We start from the raw sequence: 20,864 nt of genomic DNA, 5'->3' as shown, positions 1-20,864 counted from the left end.
GCGGGGAGCAGGCCAAGGAAGTTGCCGGTTCGGCAACTTCCCACGAGCCCAGGGCGAGCGTCCCGGCAGATGCCGACCAGTCGGTATGGACATCCTCGCGTTGGCCCGGTAGAGATGCACCCATGCGCATCTCCGTGACGATCTTCCTCACCGACGAGACCATCACCCCGACCCGGCTCGCCCGTGAGCTGGAGGCGCGGGGCTTCGCCGGGCTGTATCTGCCCGAGCACACCCACATCCCCGTCGAGCGGGTCACGCCGTACCCGGCGGGGGGTGAGCTGCCGCGTGAGTACGGCCGTACCCTCGACCCCTTCGTCGCGCTCGGCCAGGCCGCCGCCGTCACCGAGCGGCTCGGCCTCGGCACCGGCATCACGCTCGTCGCCCAGCACGACCCGATCGACCTGGCCAAGCAGATCGCGACCCTCGACCACCTCAGCGGCGGGCGGTTCACGCTCGGGCTCGGGTTCGGGTGGAACGTGGAGGAGGCCGCCGACCACGGTGTCGAGTGGCGTACGCGGAGGGAACTGGTCCGCGACCGGATGGCCCTCATGCAGGCGCTCTGGGCGGACGAACCCACCGCCTACGAAGGGGAGTTCGGGAGCGTCCGGGCCAGCCATGCCTACCCCAAGCCCGTTCAGAAGCGGACCCTCGTCGGCGGCGCCGCCGGGCCGAAGCTGTTCTCCCACATCTGCGAGTACGCCGACGGCTGGCTGCCCATCGGCGGCCGCGGCCTCACCGAGTCCCTGCCCGTGCTGCGCGCCGCCTGGTCCGACGCGGGCCGCGACCCGGACGCGCTGCAGGTGGTGCCGTACGCCGTCTTCCCGAACCCCGGCAAGCTCGCGCACTACGCCGACCTCGGCATTGAGGAGGTCGTGGTGCAGTTGCCGCCGGCGGGGGAGGGGGAGACGCTCAAGGCGCTCGACGAGTATGCCCGTTATGTCCAGGGGGATGGTGGCAGTGTGTAACGCCGTGCCGTCCAAGGTGGACCAAGTGGTGCTTGTCCGGCGTGATCGGCCCGCTCGTATGCTCGAAGGATGACGACTTCCGCGACCTCCGGAACCGGCCCCACCGACCGCCCCGGCGGTACCGGCCCCACCGAGAACTCCATGCGTCGCGCTCTCAAACGCGCCCGGGACGGCGTCGCCCTCGACGTCTCCGAGGCCGCGGTGCTGCTCCAGGCGCGCGGCGCGGCCCTGGACGACCTCACTGCCTCCGCCGCCCGCGTCAGGGACGCGGGCCTCGCGCAGGCGGGCCGCCCCGGTGTCATCACGTACTCGAAGAGCGTCTTCATCCCGCTGACCCGGCTGTGCCGGGACAAATGCCACTACTGCACCTTCGTGACCGTGCCCGGCAAGCTCCGCCGGGCCGGCCACGGCATGTTCATGTCCCCCGACGAGGTCCTGGACGTGGCCCGCAAGGGTGCCGCGCTGGGCTGCAAGGAAGCCCTGATCACCCTCGGCGACAAGCCCGAGGACCGCTGGCCGGAGGCCAGGGAGTGGCTCGACGCCCACGGCTACGACGACACCATCGCCTACGTCCGGGCCATCTCCATCCGCATTCTGGAGGAGACGGGCCTGCTGCCCCACCTCAACCCGGGCGTGCTGTCCTGGACCGACTTCCAGCGGCTGAAGCCGGTCGCGCCGAGCATGGGCATGATGCTGGAGACGACGGCCACGAGGTTGTGGTCCGAGCCCGGCGGGCCGCACCACGGCTCCCCGGACAAGGAACCCGCCGTACGGCTGCGGGTCCTGGAGGACGCCGGCCGCTCCTCCGTCCCCTTCACCTCCGGCATCCTCATCGGCATCGGGGAGAACCACGAGGAGCGCGCCGAGTCCCTCTTCGCGCTCCGGCGCACCGCACGCGCGTACCACAGCGTCCAGGAACTGATCATCCAGAACTTCCGCGCCAAGCCGGACACCGCGATGCGCGGCATGCCCGACGCGGAACTCGACGAACTGGTCGCCGCGGTGGCGGTGGCTCGTCTCATCATGGGGCCGGCGGCCAACATCCAGGCCCCGCCGAACCTCGTCGACAGCGAGTACGAGCGGCTGATCGGCGCCGGGATCGACGACTGGGGCGGGGTCAGCCCGCTCACCATCGACCACGTCAACCCCGAGCGCCCCTGGCCGCAGATCGAGGAGCTCACCGAACGCTCCCGCGCCGCCGGTTTCGAACTGCGGGAACGCCTCTGCGTGTACCCCGAGTTCGTGCAGCGCGGCGAGCCCTGGCTGGACCCGCGGCTGCGGCCGCACGTGGCGGCCCTCGCCGACCCGGACACCGGGCTCGCGCGCCCCGACGCCCTTCCGCAAGGGCTGCCCTGGCAGGAGCCCGAGGAGGTCTTCGTCCCGTCCGGCCGCACGGATCTGCACGCCACCATCGACACCGAGGGCCGTACGTCCGACCGCCGCGACGACTTCGACGAGGTCTACGGCGACTGGGGCGCCCTGCGCGAGGCGGCCGCCCCCGGCATGGTGCCCGAGCGCATCGACACGGACGTACGGGACGCTCTGCGCACAGCAGCCGACGACCCGACCAAGCTGACCGACGAAGAGGCCCTCGCGCTGCTGCACGCCGACGGCCCGGCCCTGGACGCGCTGACCCGGATCGCCGACGACGTCCGCAAGTCGGTGGTCGGCGACGACGTCACGTACATCGTCACGCGGAACATCAACTTCACCAACGTCTGCTACACGGGCTGCCGTTTCTGCGCCTTCGCCCAGCGGCGCACCGACGCCGACGCCTACACCCTCTCCCTCGACCAGGTGGCCGACCGCGCCCAACAGGCCTGGGAGGTGGGCGCGGTGGAGGTCTGCATGCAGGGCGGGATCCATCCGGACCTGCCCGGGACGGCGTACTTCGACATCGCGAAGGCGGTCAAGGAGCGCGTCCCCGGCATGCATGTGCACGCCTTCTCGCCGATGGAGGTCGTGAACGGCGCGACCCGCACCGGCATGTCCATCCGCGAGTGGCTGACGGCGGCGAAGGAGGCCGGCCTCGACTCCATACCCGGCACGGCCGCCGAGATCCTCGACGACGAGGTCCGCTGGGTGCTCACCAAGGGCAAGCTGCCGACGGCGACCTGGATCGAGGTGATCGAGACCGCGCACGAGGTCGGCATCCGGTCGAGCTCGACGATGATGTACGGCCATGTCGACCAGCCCCGCCACTGGCTGGGCCACCTGCGCACCCTGGCCGGCATCCAGCAACGCACCGGCGGCTTCACGGAGTTCGTGACGCTCCCCTTCATCCACACCAACGCCCCGGTGTACCTGGCCGGCATCGCCCGCCCGGGCCCGTCGATGCGGGACAACAGGGCGGTCGTGGCGATGGCGAGGCTGCTCCTGCACCCGTACATCCCGAACATCCAGACCAGTTGGGTGAAGCTGGGCACGGAGGGCGCGGCGGAGATGCTCCGCTCGGGCGCGAACGACCTCGGCGGCACCCTCATGGAGGAGACGATCTCGCGGATGGCGGGTTCGTCGTACGGCTCGTACAAGTCGGTGAAGGACCTGATCGCGGTGGCGGAGGCGGCGGGCCGTCCCGCGCGTCCGCGGACGACGCTGTACGGCGAGGTGCCGGAGGAACGGCAGCGGGCGGCGGCCGTGTCGGACGGGCATCTGCCGGAGTTGTTGCCGGTGCTGGACTGAGATCCGCTCTGGACGGGTGCCGAGACGGGGGCCGGTACGATGATCCGACCCCCGTTCGACGGGGATCCTTAGCCGAGGAGATGCGTGCCGTGCCAGCCCCGAAGGTCTGGGTGACGGGTCTGACCGTGGGGGCGGTCGCCGCCGTCGTCGTCCTGGCCGTGCAGGCCGACAAGGGAACGAAGCCCAGCGTGGCCGTCACCGCCCGGCCGAGCGTGTCGGCGTCCCCGAGCGCGTCCGCGCAGCCGGAGCCGTCGGCGACCGCGGTCCCGGACAGCTCCGGCACCGGCCGCCGGATCGTCTACTCGCTCGGCGAGAAGCGGGTCTGGCTGATCGACGCGAGCGAGGCGGCCCGGCGGACCTTCGCCGTCTGGCCCGGGACGGTGGACCCGGCGCCGGGCAACTACTCGGTCTCGCTGCGCCGGGGCGACCCGACGACCGGCTCCGACGGCGTGCGGATCGAGCACATCGTGTACTTCACCGCCGTGGACGGCGTGAACGTCGCCTTCTCCAACGCAGTGGACGGCTCCTCGCCCCCGCCCGCGGGCGGTGCCCAGACCGGCGGCATCCGCATGAGGACGGCGGACGGCTCGGCGCTGTGGACGTTCGGCGAGACGGGGACGAAGGTCGTCGTCGTCAACTAGCGGCGCGCTCCTGCAGGTTGACCACCAGCAGCACGACCCCGCTCAGCAGGAACACCCTGAGCGCCGCGTCCAGCCCGTTCCAGGTGTCCGACTGCCACATGGAGAACCACTCCCCGCCGATCGCGATGAACCCGGCGCCGAAGAGCAGCATCAGCATGAGCAGACCGTAGGTGGAGAACCGCCGGGCACGCGCGTCGTCCCTGCGCACCCACAGCCATGTGCCGTAGATGAGCACGAGCGCCGCGAGCGTCTCCCAGACGATGATCGCGACATACGCCGTGTTCTGAAGTCCCTTGCTGGTGACGGCTCTCCACATCAGATCGTCGTCCTTGAACGTCGTGTCCATCGCGAGAACATGCTGCACGAACGCCTGGTTCGTCCCGAAGTCCGTGATGTTCCCGAACGCGACGAGCGCTATGTACAGCGCGACGGACGCGGTGAGCAGGGTGGCGGAGAGATGAAGTGCGCTGCGTGGGGTGCGTGGGGGTGTCGATGCCATGGGGGCCATCTTCCCCGGGATCCCGCGGCGTGATCCAGATCGTGAGCCAGAATGGCGGACATGACGAGGACACGGCCGTCGATGCAGGAGCTGATCCGGCAGCGCATGCGGGCCGGGTTCGTGGGGCGGAGTGACGAGCGGGCCGCGTTCCGGCGCAACCTCGACCTGGCGCCCGAGGACGAGCGGCACCGCTTCCTCTTCCACGTGCACGGCAACGCCGGGGTCGGGAAGACGTTCCTGGTGCGAGAGCTGGAACAACTCGCCCGCGAGAAAGGCGCGTTGACCGCCTACGTCGACGACAGCGCCGGCAGTGTCCCGGAGGCGATGTCGGCGATCAGCCGCCAACTCGGGGCACAGGGCCACCGCTTCAAGGATCTGGAGCGGCTCCTCACCGCCCATCGTGAGCGTCGCCACGAGGCGGAGGCGGCCGCCCTCGCCACCCTCGAAGCGGAACCCGAGGGCCCGTCGGCCGGGAGCATGGCGGTGGCGCGGGCAGGACTGCTCGGACTGGGAATGGTGCCGGGGGCGGGAGCCTTCGCCGGCGCGCTGGACGCGGCCCAACTCGCCCAGGCCGCCGACCGGTTGCGGGCCGGGCTCAGTGCGCGCCTGCGCACCCAGGAGGACGTTCAGCTGGTCCTGCACCCGGAGCGGGTGCTCACCCCGGTCCTGCTGAACGAACTCACAGACGCGGCCGCCACGGCACCCTGGACCGTCCTCTTCTTCGACACGTACGAAAGGACAGGGCCCTTCCTCGACGGCTGGCTGCACGAGGTGATGACCGGCGACGACTACGGCACCCTCCCCGCGACGGTCGTCGTGGTGACCGCGGGCCAGCGCCCCTTCGACACCGCCCGCTGGGGAGCCTTCGCCGACTTCATGACGGACGTACCCCTCAAGCCGTTCACGGAGGCGGAGACGCGGGGACTCCTGGCGGGCAAGGGAGTCGTCTCCGCGCCCGTCGTCGAGGAGGTCCTGCGGCTCACGGGCGGGCTGCCCGTACTGGTCTCCACCCTCGCCGAGCAGCGCCCCGCCGACCCCGACGACATCGGCGACCCCAGCGCCACCGCCGTAGAACGCTTCCTGAAGTGGGAACAGGATCCCGTACGGCGATCCGCGGCCCTCGCGTGCGCCCTGCCCCGCCAGCTGGACATGGACGTGTTCCGGGCGGCCGTGGACTGCCCGGACGGCGAGGCGGAGGGGCTCTTCGCCTGGCTGCGGGCCCTGCCGTTCGTGGCCGACCGCGGTGACCGGCTCCGCTACCACGACCTGGTGCGGGACACGATGCTGCGGACGCTGCGGGGCCGGTCCCCGCGCGGGTGGGTCCACCAACACGCCCGCCTGGCCCGGAAGTTCGGCGAGTGGCGGGCGGAGCTGGCGGTCGGCCGGGACGAGCGGGAACTGTGGGCGGACGAGACGTGGCGGGAGCTACGGCTCGCCGAGTCCTACCACCTGCTGTGCGCCCGGGCCCGTGACGCGCTGCCCGCGGTGCTGCGGGACTTCACGGACGCCTGCGACACGGACGACGCCACCGCCGCCCGCTGGGCGCGGACCCTGCTGGACGCGGGCCGGGACGGCGACATGGAGACGGTGTCCCGCTGGGGCGCCGATCTGTCCCGGATCCTCACCGAGGGCGGCACGATCCCGGCACTCGCCCGGCTGCTGTCCCACGCGGGCCTCGACGAACCGTCCCAGGCGCACGCCCGAGTGATCCGGGGCAGCGCGCTGCGACGCGTCGGCGATCTGGAGGAGGCGATGCACGAGTACGACCGGGCCGTCGAGCTGGGGGAGGCACCGCGCGCACAGGACGGGACCGTCGCGCCGGACGCCGGGCTCGCGCGCGCCTACCGGGGCCGCTCCTACGTCCGCGGCGAACTCGGCGACTACGAAGCGGCCGTCGACGACCTGGACCGGGCCCTCGCGCTGGACCCGGGCAACGCCTCGGCCCACTCGGTGCGGGGCGAGTACCACAGAGTGCTGAACCACGGCGACGAAGCGCTCCGAGACCTGGACACGGGGATCGAACTCGACCCCGCCCACCACCCCGCCTGGGCCTCGCGAGGTGCCGTCCGCCTGGCCCGAGGTGAACTCGACGCCGCACGGGCGGACCTGGACCGGGCACTCGAGCTCGAACCCGACTACACCTGGGCCCTGGTCCGCCGCGCCCGGGTCTGGCGCGGCCTCGGCGAGCCCGCCCGCCAGCTGGCCGACCTCGACCGAGCCGTCACCCTCCAGCCCGACTGGCCCTGGGGCCGCTGCGAACGCGGCGACGCGCTCCGCAACGCCGGCCGCGTCGAGGAGTCCCTGCGCGACTACGACCACGTACTCGCCCTCGACCCCGACTACGCCTCGGCCCACGCGAGCCGAGGCGCCGCCCTGGCCGCCCTGGGCCGCCACGAGGAGGCACTCACCGCCCTGGACCACGCCCTGGCCCTCAACCCCGCCTACACCTGGGCCCTGTGCCGCCGAGCCGAAACCCACCTGGCCCGCGGCGCCGTCGACCTGGCCCTCGCCGACGCGGAACGTGCCTGCGCGTCGAACCCGGACGACGAGCGGGCGCGGGCGGTCCTGGAACAGGTGCGAGGTGCCGACGGGGTGCCACTGTGAGGTGCTCATGAACGTTCTGCGTTTGACGATGACCCGCCACGGGGTTGGACTGGACACATGGATGCTGCGGTGACTCCGTCCTAGGGAGAGCAGCGATGCCCACCATGGAAACGTTCAACCTTCTGCAGCCGTACAAGATCGCCGAGGAGACGTTCGTCATCCCGTGGGCCCTGGAGGCCCCGCCGGTCGGTCACTTTCCGATGAACTCGATGGTGATCCGGGGAGCCGAACCGATCCTCGTGGACACCGGCGCGCCCGCGGTGCGCTCCCAGTGGCTGGAGGCGGCCTGGTCCGTCGTGGATCCCCTGGACGTACGGTGGATCTTCCTCACCCACGACGACCGCGACCACGCCGGCAACCTCCTGGCCGTCCTCGCCGAATGCCCGAACGCGACCCTGCTGACGACGTGGTTCTCCCTCGGCCGCATGGCCGAGGAGTGGGAGACCCCCGTCAACCGGTGCCGCTTCATGACCGACGGCGACACGATCGACGCGGGCGACCGCACCCTGGTCGCCAAACGACCGCCCCTGTACGACAACCCCACGACCCGCGCCCTCTTCGACGCGAAGACCGACGTCCTGTGGGCCGTCGACACCTTCGCCACGAACGTACCCACTCCGATGCCGGACACAGCGGCCCTGTCCGGGGACGATTTCCGCGACGGTCAGCTCTTTGGCGGACGGCTGGTCTCCCCCTGGGTTGCGTTGCTGGACACCCAGAAATTCCGGACGGTCGTGGACGACTTCCAACGCCTGAACGCCGAGGTCATCGCCGGCTGCCACACCCCGATCCTCCACGGCCCCCAGATCCCCGAGGCCTACGACCTCCTCCGCCGGCTCCCCGAGGTTCCCCCGTGGACCGAGTTCACCCAGGCCGACCTGGACCAGTGGATGGCGCTCGCCGAGACCTCGGTACCACCGGAACAACCGCGTCCGTCGGGGACGTGACTGTGGCCCCTGAGGGCTTCGCATTCCCTCACGCCCCCTGAACCCCGCACCCCCCTTCGATTACAGTGCAGGATGTCGTACATACGGACGGTCGCCACGGGAGGTCTGGTGGGTGCGACAACCGGGGCCGTCGTCTGGGGGCGTGCCGAGCAGCAGGACTTCCGTAGCCGGGTGCGCGGGACGCTCCTCGGGGCTGCCGTGGGTGACGCGCTGGGCGCACCGATCGACGGGCTCGGGCTGGACGAGATCCGGGAGGCGTACGGCGCCGAGGGACTCGTCGACCTCGGATTCGGGTACGGCAGACGCGGCGCCGTCACTCATCTCACCCAGCTCAGCCTCTTCACCGTGGACGGGCTCATACGCGCCCAGGTGCGCCGGGACACCGGTGCCTGGCATCCGCCCACCGATCTGCACCGGGCGTATCTGCGGTGGGCCGCCACCCAGCGCGACTGGGGTCCCGACGAGCGGCGCAAGGACGACGGCTGGCTGGCCCGGGAGGAGTGGCTGTACGCCCGCCGCGATCCCACCCGGTCGCTGCTCATCGGCTTCGGCGACGACACCATGGGCACGCTGGAGTCGCCCAAGAACCCGAACGAACTCGGGCCCGAGGCCACGGCCCGGTCCGCGGCCTTCGGGCTGCTCGTCGGGTGGGAGCCGCAGCTCGTCGTACAGCTGGCCGTGGAGTGCGCGGCGCAGACCCACGGGCACCCCGTCGCCTATCTGTCGGCGGGCGCGTACGCCGTGATCGTGCACGCGCTGGCCCTCGGCGACAGCCTGGACGGGGCCGTGCAGCGGGCGCTCGCGCTGCTGGCCGCGCGGCCCGGGCACGAGCCGGTGTCGGACGCGCTCCAGCACGCGCTGGGTGCCGTACGGCAGGGGATGCCCACCCCGGCGCGGGTGGAGGAACTCGCGGCCGACGGTTCGGCGGACGGGCTGCTGTCCGCGGCCGTGTACTGCGCGCTGGTCGGGGAGGACGTACGGCATGGTCTGTGCCTCGCCGTCAACCACGACGGCCCGTCCGCCGCGGCCGGCGCCCTCACCGGCGGCCTGCTCGGCGCCCTGCACGGCGAGACGGCCCTCCCGCCGGCCTGGCTGGCCGAACTGGAGGGCCGTCCCACCCTGCTGGAGCTGGCCGACGACTTCGCCATGGAGATGACCCAGGGACCCGCGCTGCACGGGCCCGCGGGGGCGTCGCCGGGGTGGCTGGTCCGTTATCCGCGGGCCTAGGGCCTGTCCGGCGGATCATGCCGGCGGCGCGGGGTCTGGCACGCGCATCTGCCGCGTTGTCGTCACTCGCCGACGCTCCGCGTCGACTCCCTCCTCCGCCTTGCAGCTGCACGCCAGGCCCTAGGGCCTGTCCTTCACCCCCGTACCGATCACGTCCTCCACGCCACCCGCCGGAGTGGGGATCGCCGCGGCCGCGGCGCCGTCACCGTCACCGTCCGTGTTGATCTTCTCGATGATCGCGAGCCGTTCCGGGGTGTCCTCGGGCTTGATGAAGCCGATCAGGATGTACAGGACCAGGGACACGGCGAGCGGGATCGACACCTGGTACTGGAGCGGGACCCCGCCCTCGACGTTCCAGCTGATCGGGTAGTTGACCAGCCAGAAGGCGAGCAGGCCCATCGACCAGCTGGTGAGCGCGGCCGTCGGGCCGGAGCGGCGGAACGGTCGCAGCAGGCCGAGCATCATCGGGATGGCCATCGGGCCCATCAGGCCGGCGACCCAGCGGATGACCACCGTGATGATGTCCTTGAAGGTGGGGGAGTTGACCTGCGTGGCCGCCGCCATCGACAGCCCGAGGAAGACGACCGTCGTGATACGGGCCACCCTGAGCCCCTGCCCCTGGCTCCAGCTGCGCGCCCGGCGCCACACCACCGGCGCGCAGTCCCGGGTGAAGACGGCCGCGATCGCGTTGGCGTCGGAGGAGCACATGGCCATGGTGTGCGAGAAGAAGCCGACGATGACCAGGCCCAACAGGCCGTGCGGCAGCAGCTGTTCGGTCATCAGGCCGTAGGAGTCGGAGCCGTCGGGCTTCTGCGACTCGACCAGCAGCGGCGACATCCACATGGGGAAGAACAGGACGACCGGCCAGACCAGCCAGAGGATCGCCGACAGCCGCGCCGAGCGCTCGGCCTCGCGCGCGTTGGCTGTGGCCATGTACCGCTGGGCCTGGTTGAGCATGCCGCCGTTGTACTCGAAGAGCTTGATGAAGAGGAAGGCGAGCAGGAAGACCGTGCCGTACGGCCCGACCAGCGGCTCCCCGTGGCCCTGGAGCTCCGGCTCGTCCCAGGCGCCGAAGAACCCGATGCCCTTGTCGTTGAGTTTGAGGACCACGGCGACGAACATCGCGATGCCCGCGAGGAGTTGGATGACGAACTGCCCCAACTCGGTGAGCGCGTCGGCCCACAGGCCACCGATCGTGCAGTAGATGGCCGTGATGCCACCGGTGATGAGGATGCCCTGGTTGAGGGAGATCCCGGTGAAGACGGACAACAGGGTCGCGATCGCGGCCCACTTGGCACCCACGTCCACGATCTTCAGCAACATGCCCGACCAGGCGAGCGCCTGCTGGGTCTTCAGGTCGTAGCGGTTCTTCAGGTACTCCAGCGGGGAAGCCACATGGAGTCGTGAGCGCAGCCGGTTGATGCGCGGCGCGAACAGCTTGGAGCCGATCGCGATGCCGAGGGCGATGGGGAAGGACCAGGTGACGAAGGAGGTGACGCCATAGGTGTAGGCGATGCCCGCGTACCCGGTGAACATCACCGCGCTGTAGCCCGACATGTGGTGTGAGATGCCGGACAGCCACCACGGCATCTTGCCGCCGGCGGTGAAGAAGTCGCTGACGTCGTCGACGCGCTTGTGCGACCAGACGCCGATCGCGACCATCACGCCGAAATAGCCGATGAGCACGGCCCAGTCGAGACCGTTCATATGCGCCCTCCCAGGGATCAGCCAGCGCTCATCGTGGGCGCCACCGCGTGGACACGACAAGCTGACGTCGGGTCAAAGGGAGGTAAAAATATTCGAGATGATGGCCTCGGTTCATCTACATGAACTCACCGCATCAGCTCCCCGGCGTTGACCAGCAACGACTGTCCGGTGATCGCCCGCGCCCGGTCCGAGGCCAGGAACACCGTCGCATCCGCCACGTCCCCGTCGGTCGCGAGCTCGGGCAGCGCCATCCGCCCGGTGAGCCGCTTCAGCACCTCGTCCTCGGCCACCCCCTCCGTGTGCGCCGTGAACTGCACGTACGCCCGCACCGGCGGCCCCCACATCCAGCCCGGCAGCACGGTGTTGACCCGGATCCGGTACGGCCCGAGCTCCCGCGCCAGCGAGTACATCGCGCTGGTCAACGCCCCCTTGGAGGCGGCGTACGCGGCCTGCCGCACCTGCGAGGGCGCGGCGACCGCCGACTGCGTCCCGACGAACACCACCGACCCGCCACCCGCCGCCTTCAGCCCCGGCAGGCAGGCCCGGGTCATCCGCAGCGACCCCAGCAGGTTCACGTCGATGACCGACTGCCAGCTCGCGAAGTCCGCGTCCTCAAGCCCGCCGAAGTAGCTGTCCCACGCGGCCACCTGCACGACCGCGTCCAACCGCCCGAACCGCTCCACCGCCAACTCCGCGAGCCTCACGCACTGTTGCTCATCGGTGATGTCCGTCGCCCGGTACGCCGTGTGCGCCCCGTCCGGATCGATCTCGGAGGCACTCTTCGCGAGGTTCGCCTCGGTCCGCGCCCCCAGCACGGCGTTCCCACCGTCCCGCACGACGGCCGCGGCGACCTGGTGACCCAGCCCGGCACCGACGCCCGACACCACGACGGTCTTCCCGGAGAGAAGTGACATACCGGCGGCCTCCCTGCTCTGGCGCATTATCTGACGGGGCGTCAGAGTATGGGCGAGCGCTGGAGGAGGGAAGGTCCCATGTCAGAAGAGACCCACCCTGGAGTCCGCCGATGTGGACGGGCCGGCTGCCGAGTTCCCGCACCGGGGGAAGCGGCGCCACGCGGCACGCGCGCGCATGAGTTCCGATCTGTGGCTCGCCAGTCGAGCCGCACGGTCCCTCTCTTGATCGGCACGCATCACCAGGTGCGCGGCCGGGCGTCCCTGTCGGCATGAGCTGTCACGTCCCGAGCGACATGGCCGGCCAGGGGAACGGCGCGCTCCTCGATCAGCGGCACAGCTGATCCGCCGCAGTCATTTCCACGGAGTCGGGCATTCCCGACTATCGCGGTGAGGGTGGGAGCCTGAACCGCCATACGCCAGTGCTCTACCAGGACTTCACGGGCAGTGCGCGGGCGCGGCGCCGGTACTGGGCGCAGTCACCTCGGCTGGCGTGCCTTCGGTCGAGCCCGGCCCAACGCGGGGCACCGGGCGATGGCCGCTTTCGGCATGGGCTGCTCTCGGGTGTGATCACCCAGAACGTGGACGGGCTGCACCAGGCCGCGGCCCCGGCTGAACACCTGCGGCCACCGGCCCGTGCGCTTTCACTTTGCGCAAGGCGGCTTCGCGTCAGGTATCACCGGCGAGCAGCGCCGGGCTGCCGGTTCACCAACTGACCTTGCGGTACAGCTCCCACATCATCATGATCGTCGAAGGGTCGAGCGCCTGTTCGCCACCGGAGATGCCGTCACTGGCCGCGATGTACTGCCGCCCCTGCCAGAGCGGGATCAGGCGGGCGTCGTCGACGAGGATCTGCTGGGCCTCCTCGAATTCCCCGACGGCCGCGCCGCGATCGCTCTCGGCGCGCGACTCGGGCAGCAGCTTGCCGGTGATCACCGGTGACGAGTAGGGCGTGCCGAGGGTGTTGTGGTCGCCGACGAAGGGGTCGATGAAGTTGTCGGCGTCGGGGAAGTCGGGGGACCAACCGCGCCCGAACACCGGGTACTCGCCCCTCTGGTAACCGGCGACATACGTCTTCCACGGCCGGCTCTTGAGGGTGATGGCGAACAGGCCCGAGCGGTCCAGTTGCCGCTTGAGTTCCTTGAACTCCTTCGCGGTCTCCGAGCCGTAGCGGTCGGTCGTGTACCAGAAGGTGAGCGGGACCCGCTGGGTGATGCCGGCGTCAGCAAGGATCTTGCGGGCTTTGGAGGTGCTCGGGTCGCCGTATGCGTCGAAGTAACTGGCGGTGTGGCCGGTCAGCCCGGCCGGGACCATGGAGTAGAGCGGGTCGACGGTGCCCTGGTAGACCTTGAAGGTGATGGCGGGACGGTCCACGATCTGGGCAACGGCCTTGCGCACGGCCGGAATCCTGACCCATGGCGCCTTGGGGTTGAACACCAGATAGTTGATGTTGATACCGGTTCCGTCGATCAGTTGCAGGTCCGAGGTTCTGTAGGACTGCAGGGCGACGATGTCGGACGCGGCAAGACCGCGGTAGGTGACATCGATCGCCCCGGACCGAAGGGCTGCGACCATCGTGGCCGAATCATGGAAGTAGCGGATGGTCACCGCGTCGTTCTGCCGATCGGCGAAACCGTGGTAGCGATCATTGCGGACCAGTTCCGCCTGCCTGCCGTCCTCGTAGGACTTGAGCGTGTACGGCCCGGAGCCGTGCACCGACTCCTCCTTGCGCAGCGACTTGGCGGGGTAGTCGTCAGGGTCGACGATCGACATGGCCGGGGTCGCGAGCACGAGCGGGAAGGTGGCGTCGGCCTTGTTCAGATGGAACAGCACCTCGTGGTCGCCGAGCGTCTGCACCCGGTCGAGGCTGCCGAGGAGTCCGGCCGGCCCGCTCGGCGCGTTGATGGCCCGGATCCGGTCGATGGAGTATTTGACGGCCCGTGCGTCAAGTGTGTCGCCGTCGGTGAACTTCAGGCCGGAGCGCAGCTCACATCGGTATGTGCGGTTGCCCGAGTCCGTGAAGGCGCAGCTCTTGGCAGCGTCGAGTTGGGGGGTGATGGCCCCGTTGGGGTAGGCGAGCAGTGTCTGGTAGATGTTCCGGAACAGTTCCCAGGAGCCGTCCCACGATCCGGCGGGATCGAGGGTGCTGGGGGCGCTGGTCGTCCCGACGACTATCGGCCTGTCGGCCCCCGCGCTGCTGGAGACCATGCCGCAGCCCGTCAGCAGGGATATGGAGGCGACAGCGGCCACTCTTCTCAGGACTCGGTTCTGGTTGAACACGCGCGCACTCCTCGATCCGCCGTTCCAAGGTCGGCAGAACGTACTGAGTGCCACCCCGACCCGAACCGCCGCGAAAGCGCGTTGTTGCCGGAATGTGCTGTGTGGACGCCGTCATCCTGGTGTGTCCGCCACCGTGCGCCCGACGAAGAGCGGTCTCGATCGTTGCCTGTGACGTTTCCGTGATCGCCGGCTCACGCGGCCCCAGCGACAAAGGGGAACGCGCCGATCGCCGACAAAGAGGCGTACGCGGCGCTCGGGATCAAGGAGAGCGTGAGGCTGACCGCCACCAGCTGATCCGGTACGAGCGCGGCCGTGCTCCCTGTCTGCGGGGCGGCGAGCTGGACTTCCTCAACCGGGCCGTACGACGTGCCGAGCTGGACCACACTTCCACGCCTTGGAGGAGTCCCTCGGCCCGCCGAACGACTGAACCGCGCCGCCGCACAAGGAGGCTCACCGCCTGCCCGCCGATGGCTCGCCGGCAGTGGCTGTCCGGGTCCAGTTCCTCAGGTGACGGGCAGTCCGTAGGCCCGGTCGAAGTGCTGGGCCACGAGGTGTCCGGCCCCGTCGCAGGAGAGCTGCCAGTCGTTGACGCCGGTCTCGCGGCCGTCGGTGAAGTTCCACAGCAGACGGCCGGAGGCGGCGTCGATCGCGTAGAAGCCGTTCCTGTTCTCGAAGGCCGGCACGTGGACGGTGTGCGCTCCCACCGCGACCGGATGGTCGACGTTGAGGCGGGGGGTCTCGCAGAACCAGAGCCGGGCGCCGGTCGCCGCGTTGAAGGCGTGGACGCCGTCGGGATCGGTGCCCGTGGCGTAGACCGTGTTGCCGCCCACCCCGAGAGAGGCGTACGCGCCGCGTTCCGCCTTCACCTTCCAGCGGAGCTTTCCGGTGGCGAGGTCCAGGGCGATGAACTCGGAGCCTATGGCGAAGACGGTTCGGCCGAGCACCGCGAGACCCGGCCGCAGGTCGTAGCCCACAGGGTGCCGCCAGAGCAGGCCACCGCCGGCGCGCGTGCTGCGGACCGTGACATTGCGCAGCCCGTCGGCGTAGACGAAGTAGTCGGAGGTGACGACGGGCTTGAGGGGAACGCCGACGTCCTCGGGGTCGATCGGTATGACCACGGCCCGGCGGGCCCTGAGGTCGACGCCGAAGACCGCGCTGGTGGAGGTCGCGACGCCCTGCTCCTCTGACCGGCGTTCCAGCCTGGCGCCGAGGACCGAGATGAGATAGCCGTCGTATCCGCCGAGGAGTTGATCGAACTGGCAGTCCCGGCCGAAGTCGAGGGTGAACTTCTCGGTGCCGCCGTCCAGGTCGACGCCGATCACCGTCGCACCGGTGCCGAGGGCGACCGCGGCGTCGTTGGCCAGCAGGACGGGACTGGGGGAGACGCTGATGCCCTGGTAGACCCATTCGGGCTGGGATCCGTTCCTCAGGTCGAGGCAGATCATGTTGCCCGGGCGGCTCTTCAGCAGGGCCGTGCCGTCGTTGAAGACGGCCGGGGTCTGGAGCAGTGGGCCGCCGCGGTACACCCAGGTCGGTTCGGGGGCGGGGCCGGGCCGTCGGGCCGGCTGCCTGCCGGTCCTTCCCCGGACGACGAGGGCGGTGCCCCCGACGACGGCCGCGCCCGCGGTCACGGCGAGGAGGGTGCGCCGACCGATACGGGAGGGTTCGGGGGCACGGCGGTGCGCGGGTGCGGTGGAACGTTCCGTCGCCGGTTCCGCCGATTCGGCCGCGGCCGCCGGGGGTCTCCGCTCCGGCGGATCGGCGGTGGGCGGCGCTCCACCGGTGGCTCCGGCTCCACCGGCGGCGCGGAAGTCGGCGTCCCCGGCCGGGACGATGCGGTCTGCATCCGCCGCGCCGGCTTTGCTGTCGGTGCCGCGCGACGACGGTCCCATCGGCGTCCGGCCCGACCCGTGTCTCCCGGCCGCGATGGAGGCCCTGGCGGCTGCGTCGGCCGCGGGCCGCGCGGACGTCAGGGTCCGCGCGAGACGCTCGAGATCCGTCGCGGCCGCCCGGCGGTCGTCGACCATGGCGGCCACCCGCGCGGGCAGCCAGCCCTCCGTCAGCACCTGGTCGGCACCGCCCGGCGCACAGGCCGCAGAGAGCCGGTCGGGGCTGATACGAAGGGCCGGGTCCCTGGCGTGACAGAGGCTGATGATTTTGTCCAGCGGCTCGGGCACCCGGGTCAGATCGGCCGAACCGTGGACCACCTGGTAGAGCAGGGCGGCCGCGGAGGCCCCGCTGAACGGCGCGTGTCCCGACGCCGCGAACGCGAGCACCGAGCCGAGACAGAAGACGTCTCCCTCCGGTCCCACCGGGTCGCCGGTGGCCTGTTCGGGACAGACGTACTCGAGCGAGCCCAACAGGCCACCGGAGCCGGTGAGCTGGTAGCCGTCCCGGGCCCGGACGATGCCGAAATCGATGACGCGCGGACCGTCCGCCGCGAGCAGCACGTTGGACGGCTTGAGGTCGCGATGCACCAGCCCCTCGGCGTGCACCGCGATCAGCGCCTCGGCGATGCCCGCGCCCAGCGCGAGGACCGTCTCCACCGGCAGCGGCCCGTGGGCGGCGACCGCCTCGGCCACAGTGGGGCCGGGTACGTAGGCGGTGGCGAGCCACGGCGTCCGATCGTCCGGAGCGGCGTCCACCACGGACGCCGTGTAGGCGCCGCCGACCGCCGCCGCGGCCGCCACCTCGCGCCGGAAGCGGATGCGGAAGTTCTTGTCCTCGGCCATCTCGGGACGGATGACCTTGACCGCGACAGTGCGGCCGGCCGACGAGGTGGCCAGATAGACCCGGCCCATCCCGCCTGCTCCAAGACGGGCCACCGGACGGTAGGGCCCTAACTGCTCGGGATCTTCTGGGTGCAGTGGTTGCATGCCCTCGGCCGCCTGTTCTTGGTGGTACGGGCGGGAATCCCGCCCACGCCGCGGGGGAAGGCCCTGTGGGGGTCTGGCAGCAGACTAGAGGCTGAAACGGCCCTTGAGAGTGTTTGTCGGCAACCGTCGAAGCTCCCCGGACGAAGACGTTCCGCACAACTCATGCCCTGGATCATTGATTTGACATTGCGTCAGAGATCGGGTGACACGTGCCCGTCCTGCGGGAACAGTGCACTGGGAGTACCTGGCGGGGAAATGAGTGAAGGATGAAACCGTCGGCCTGGCGGAAGACCTCCGATGTGTCGAAGGTCACCCCGCATTCCGATGTGGAGGAAGGCAGCCCCCTCTGGACCTCCAACGGGCTGCGCGGTCGCGCTGCCGGGCCTGGGCTCACCGCAACTCGTCCACGTAGCGGTCGGTCCCGGGCACCGTTGGTATGAACGGTGCTACGAACTGCACCTCGCCCAGCCCGGACGCCGCCACCGCCGTGTCCAGGTCCGCGAAGTGGTCGCGCCAGTTGCCGCGCGGATCCTCTTCGAGGAACCACAGCAGGGTCAGCCGGGTCCCGACCCCCTCGACCTGTTTGACATAGGTCATCCGGTCCAGGGGCAACGGCGTCGGCGCGAAGGCGGTCACCAGGGCCGCGGTCGAGCCTGCCAGCCGTTTCGGAAGGTGGTCGTCGCGCAGCCATGCGAGTAGTTCCCCGCGTTGGTCGGGGGAGTTGCTGTCGATGACCTGGACGATGAGCCCGGTGTAGGGGTGGTCGAGGGCGTGGATGTCTCGGGGGCCGTGGTCGCCATCGCGGTAGACCGTCACGGCGTGGTCCTGGAAGGCGGTGAAAACGTGCGTTCGTTCCTGGAAGACGCGGTGGTCACGGTTGAGACGTTTGTTGATGCTCACGGTCCACCGCATGTGGTCGTTGTAGCGGCCGGCGGTCATCCAGTAGACGGAGATGTAGCACCCGGCCGTCACCGGCTGTGCGACCGAGGAGGCCGCGGGGTAGCGCAGGAGTTGCAGGTCCCGGGTGGCGACCCAGCGGCGGCCCGCGTACATCCACGGCATGGCCATAGCGCCGGCAATGAAGTGATCGTCTTCGTACCAACGATTGTACTGTCGTTCCTGGCCCGGGTGCGGCTCGACCATGGTGATCAGGGCATGCCCGAGGTCGGCTCCATAGGGGCCGACGGCGGCCAGTTCCGCATACGTGCGGCTGAGGGTCCTATCGGTGTACGTCGCATCCTCTGTCATGAGTCCCGGTCTACCTGACTGAGCATCAGATGTGGAGAGGGATTCGGTTCGACTCCGTCTGAAGTCCGGTGAGTTCCTGGAGACGGAACTGCTGGCGCCTTTCGTCCCGACCGTCCCGGGCACGGACACCTACGTGGATCAACTGCGCTGATCACACAGCGCTGGTCACTTCAGCTCATCCGGACAGGGCGTTCCGCGCGGCACCGTGTACGGCGCCGCCAACCGGTACGTCCCCGCCTTCGGCGCGAGCAACATCGTCCACTTGTCCCCGTCCGCATCCTCCGGCGTCTCCATCAGACACCCGTTGACGTTCTCGAAGACCTTCGGCGAAGCATCCGTCTCCTTCGACTCCTCCGTCTCCTGCGGAGCCTTCAGCTTCTTGCCGTCCGCGTCGACGATCGACAGCCACGGCGAGTAGGGGATCCGGATCAGGATCCGCCCGGCCTTCTTCACCCGCATGGTCATCTCACCCTGCGCGGCCCGGTCGACGACCGTGTTCGGCGAGGCCAGCGGCGCCGGATCGGTCACCCGGAACAGCTGCCAGTTCGCGTCGCCCCAGATCTGCTTCAGATACGGCATCCCGCGCTGGACGAGTTCCCGCTCCCGCTCGCCGCCGTCGCCGTCCGGCTCGTCCTTCGGTACGACCACGAAGTGCACGGCCCAGCGCTGGAGCCACTCGTGGTAGTTCGCGGAGTTGAGGGTGTCGTCGTAGAAGAGCGGGTTGCGCTCCATGTCGGCCTGGCGGTTCCAGCCACGGGCGAGGTTGACGTAGGGCGCGAGTGCGGACGCCTCGCGGTGGGAGGCGGCCGGTACGACCTCGACGCGGCCCTTCTCGGCGCCGACCTCCTGGAGCTCGTTGACGAGGGGGGCCAACTCGCGCGCCCAGGACGCCGTGGGGGTCGTGTGGACGACGTCGTCGACCGACTTGAAGCCGATCCAGGTGGTGAAGCCGAGGAAGGAGACCACGACGGCGTACCACTTGCGGGAGCGCGGGACCGTGAACGGCAGCGCGGCCGCCAGGGCCACCCCCGCGAACAGCATCGGCAGCCGCGAGATGTTCGAGCCGATCTGCGAGCTCACCAGCCAGACCAGGACGACCGACAGGCTGTAGACGGCGGCGGTGATCCGGACCGTCGTCCACTCGCGCGGCACGAGGAAGAAGACGAGCAGGCCGTACGCCAGCGGCAGGATCACCGAGGCGATCTTCATCGGCTGGGTGCCGGCGAACGGGAAGAGCCAGGCGGACAACGCGACGACGGCCGTGGGCGCGAGGCCCAGGGCCCAGGCGCCCGGACGCCGTTTCTCCAGGAAGAGCGCCACCGCGACCAGGCCCACGAACAGACCGGCGACCGGGGACGCCATGGTCGCGAGAGCGGCCAGCGGGGCCGCGCAGGTGGCCTTCGCCCAGCGTTTGTAGCGCCAGCGGTGCGGCCAGCAGAAGACGACGGCGACCGCGCCCAGCGCGAACACCGTGCCGAGCCCGAAGGTCACCCGGCCCGAGGCCGCGTTGCACAGGAGGGCGTACACGCCCGCCAGCGAGGCCCACAGCGGGTTCTGCACCGACCGGCTGCGGATGAGGATCAGCGTCAGCAGCCCGGCCGAGACGGTCCCGGCCAGCATCATCGTCGTACGGACGCCGAGGACCGACATCAGATACGGCGAGACGATGCTGTACGACACCGGGTGCATCCCGCCGTACCAGGCCAGGTTGTACGCGGAGTCCGGGTGCCGGCCGACGAACTCGGCCCACGCGTCCTGCGCCGCGAGGTCCCCGCCACTGTTTGCGAACGTGAAGAACCAGACGATGTGGAGGACGCCGGACAGGGCGGTGACGGAGAGTACGGGGTGGCGCAGCAGGCGCTCGCGCAGGGCGAGGAGAGCGGTCCCCGCCCGGCTCCTGAGGGATCTTCCCCCGGGGCCGTCAGGTTCCGTGGGCACGCCTATTCGCGGGCCGGTCCCCGGGCCCGGGTCGGTGTCGTCGGCGCGTGTCGGCTCCGCAGTGGCCACCTGAAGGCACTCCCCGTGGTGTCCTGTCTTCATTTCTCGGCCGCGTCCCACGGCGACCTGCCCCGGTTCGCGACGCTAGCACGCGACCCGTCGGCCGGAACCCCGCCGGGGTTCCGGCCGACGGGCCGTGGGGGGGGGGGGGGCCCCCCCGCGGGGGGGGGGGGGGGGGGCCGCGCGGGCGGGGTGGGGGGGGGGGGCGGGGGGGGGGCGCGCGCCGGGGGGGGGGGGGCGCGGCGGCGCGGCCCCCGCCAAGGGGTGGTGCGGGGGGGC

Annotated in this window: 15 protein-coding genes; 7 read left to right on the top strand and 8 right to left on the bottom strand. The window is 70.5% G+C overall.

Annotated features, from left to right (window positions below):
* The first annotated feature begins 122 nt into the window (after positions 1–122).
* The 3 genes from AB0D34_RS22985 (at position 123) to AB0D34_RS22975 (ending at position 4,288) form a co-directional block, all read left to right on the top strand.
* Entirely contained in the window at positions 123–965 is an 843-nt protein-coding gene (locus AB0D34_RS22985) for an LLM class F420-dependent oxidoreductase (protein WP_362664201.1), read from the top strand.
* A 69-nt stretch (positions 966–1,034) separates the two neighbouring features.
* Complete coding sequence (locus tag AB0D34_RS22980; protein ID WP_362664199.1) at positions 1,035–3,647, top strand: bifunctional FO biosynthesis protein CofGH; 2,613 nt, start codon at positions 1,035–1,037, stop codon at positions 3,645–3,647.
* A gap of 80 nt (positions 3,648–3,727) precedes the next feature.
* Entirely contained in the window at positions 3,728–4,288 is a 561-nt protein-coding gene (locus AB0D34_RS22975) for a hypothetical protein (protein WP_362664197.1), read from the top strand.
* Here the strand turns inward: AB0D34_RS22975 and AB0D34_RS22970 are convergent.
* Positions 4,281–4,787, bottom strand: coding sequence for a DUF2165 domain-containing protein (locus AB0D34_RS22970; RefSeq protein WP_362664195.1), 507 nt, complete (start codon positions 4,785–4,787; stop codon positions 4,281–4,283). The genes AB0D34_RS22975 and AB0D34_RS22970 overlap by 8 nt on opposite strands.
* Positions 4,788–4,847: 60 nt before the next feature.
* Here AB0D34_RS22970 and AB0D34_RS22965 point away from each other — a divergent pair, with 60 nt between their 5' ends.
* From AB0D34_RS22965 to AB0D34_RS22955, 3 genes are all read left to right on the top strand, one after another.
* On the top strand, positions 4,848–7,391 hold the full coding sequence (locus AB0D34_RS22965) for a tetratricopeptide repeat protein (RefSeq protein ID WP_362664193.1): 2,544 nt from the start codon (positions 4,848–4,850) through the stop codon (positions 7,389–7,391).
* Positions 7,392–7,486: 95 nt separating this feature from the next.
* Positions 7,487–8,338: an MBL fold metallo-hydrolase gene (locus tag AB0D34_RS22960; RefSeq protein WP_362664191.1), complete on the top strand. Its 852-nt coding sequence runs from the start codon at positions 7,487–7,489 to the stop codon at positions 8,336–8,338.
* Positions 8,339–8,446: 108 nt separating this feature from the next.
* Positions 8,447–9,565, top strand: coding sequence for an ADP-ribosylglycohydrolase family protein (locus tag AB0D34_RS22955; protein WP_362664189.1), 1,119 nt, complete (start codon positions 8,447–8,449; stop codon positions 9,563–9,565).
* A gap of 120 nt (positions 9,566–9,685) precedes the next feature.
* Here the strand turns inward: AB0D34_RS22955 and AB0D34_RS22950 are convergent, their stop codons facing one another.
* Both AB0D34_RS22950 and AB0D34_RS22945 read right to left on the bottom strand, forming a co-directional pair.
* Positions 9,686–11,272, bottom strand: a complete 1,587-nt coding sequence (locus tag AB0D34_RS22950) for a sodium:solute symporter family protein (RefSeq protein WP_362664187.1) — start codon at positions 11,270–11,272, stop codon at positions 9,686–9,688.
* Between the two features lie 125 nt (positions 11,273–11,397).
* Entirely contained in the window at positions 11,398–12,186 is a 789-nt protein-coding gene (locus AB0D34_RS22945; protein WP_362664185.1) for an SDR family oxidoreductase, read from the bottom strand.
* A gap of 353 nt (positions 12,187–12,539) precedes the next feature.
* Between AB0D34_RS22945 and AB0D34_RS22940 the strand changes: the two genes are divergently transcribed.
* Positions 12,540–12,899: a Sir2 family NAD-dependent protein deacetylase gene (locus tag AB0D34_RS22940; RefSeq protein ID WP_362664811.1), complete on the top strand. Its 360-nt coding sequence runs from the start codon at positions 12,540–12,542 to the stop codon at positions 12,897–12,899.
* On the opposite strand, the gene AB0D34_RS22935 is transcribed toward AB0D34_RS22940, so the two are convergent.
* The 5 genes from AB0D34_RS22935 to AB0D34_RS22915 form a co-directional block, all read right to left on the bottom strand.
* On the bottom strand, positions 12,889–14,463 hold the full coding sequence (locus AB0D34_RS22935) for an ABC transporter substrate-binding protein (RefSeq protein WP_362664183.1): 1,575 nt from the start codon (positions 14,461–14,463) through the stop codon (positions 12,889–12,891). The genes AB0D34_RS22940 and AB0D34_RS22935 overlap by 11 nt on opposite strands.
* 191 nt (positions 14,464–14,654) lie before the next feature.
* Positions 14,655–14,846, bottom strand: a complete 192-nt coding sequence (locus AB0D34_RS22930; protein WP_362664181.1) for a hypothetical protein — start codon at positions 14,844–14,846, stop codon at positions 14,655–14,657.
* Positions 14,847–14,966: 120 nt separating this feature from the next.
* Complete coding sequence (locus AB0D34_RS22925) at positions 14,967–17,339, bottom strand: PQQ-binding-like beta-propeller repeat protein (RefSeq protein WP_362664179.1); 2,373 nt, start codon at positions 17,337–17,339, stop codon at positions 14,967–14,969.
* Between the two features lie 390 nt (positions 17,340–17,729).
* Entirely contained in the window at positions 17,730–18,587 is an 858-nt protein-coding gene (locus AB0D34_RS22920) for a hypothetical protein (RefSeq protein ID WP_362664177.1), read from the bottom strand.
* 165 nt (positions 18,588–18,752) lie between these two features.
* Positions 18,753–20,594, bottom strand: a complete 1,842-nt coding sequence (locus tag AB0D34_RS22915; protein ID WP_362664175.1) for an MFS transporter — start codon at positions 20,592–20,594, stop codon at positions 18,753–18,755.
* Between the last annotated feature and the right edge of the window lie 270 nt (positions 20,595–20,864).

Source organism: Streptomyces sp. NPDC048420, from assembly GCF_040651535.1.
Classification (GTDB): Bacteria; Actinomycetota; Actinomycetes; order Streptomycetales; family Streptomycetaceae; genus Streptomyces.
The sequence above is the reverse complement of the archived record's forward strand: the minus strand, read 5'-3'. Positions and strand labels throughout refer to the sequence as shown.

Bases quoted from the DNA above. Each gene is read 5' to 3' on its own strand.
- AB0D34_RS22985 (WP_362664201.1), top strand. From the start codon at position 123: ATGCGCATCTCCGTGACGATCTTCCTCACCGACGAGACCATCACCCCG.
- AB0D34_RS22980 (WP_362664199.1), top strand. From the start codon at position 1,035: ATGACGACTTCCGCGACCTCCGGAACCGGCCCCACCGACCGCCCCGGC.
- AB0D34_RS22975 (WP_362664197.1), top strand. From the start codon at position 3,728: ATGCGTGCCGTGCCAGCCCCGAAGGTCTGGGTGACGGGTCTGACCGTG.
- AB0D34_RS22970 (WP_362664195.1), bottom strand. From the start codon at position 4,787: ATGGCATCGACACCCCCACGCACCCCACGCAGCGCACTTCATCTCTCC.
- AB0D34_RS22965 (WP_362664193.1), top strand. From the start codon at position 4,848: ATGACGAGGACACGGCCGTCGATGCAGGAGCTGATCCGGCAGCGCATG.
- AB0D34_RS22960 (WP_362664191.1), top strand. From the start codon at position 7,487: ATGCCCACCATGGAAACGTTCAACCTTCTGCAGCCGTACAAGATCGCC.
- AB0D34_RS22950 (WP_362664187.1), bottom strand. From the start codon at position 11,272: ATGAACGGTCTCGACTGGGCCGTGCTCATCGGCTATTTCGGCGTGATG.
- AB0D34_RS22945 (WP_362664185.1), bottom strand. From the start codon at position 12,186: ATGTCACTTCTCTCCGGGAAGACCGTCGTGGTGTCGGGCGTCGGTGCC.
- AB0D34_RS22925 (WP_362664179.1), bottom strand. From the start codon at position 17,339: ATGCAACCACTGCACCCAGAAGATCCCGAGCAGTTAGGGCCCTACCGT.
- AB0D34_RS22920 (WP_362664177.1), bottom strand. From the start codon at position 18,587: ATGACAGAGGATGCGACGTACACCGATAGGACCCTCAGCCGCACGTAT.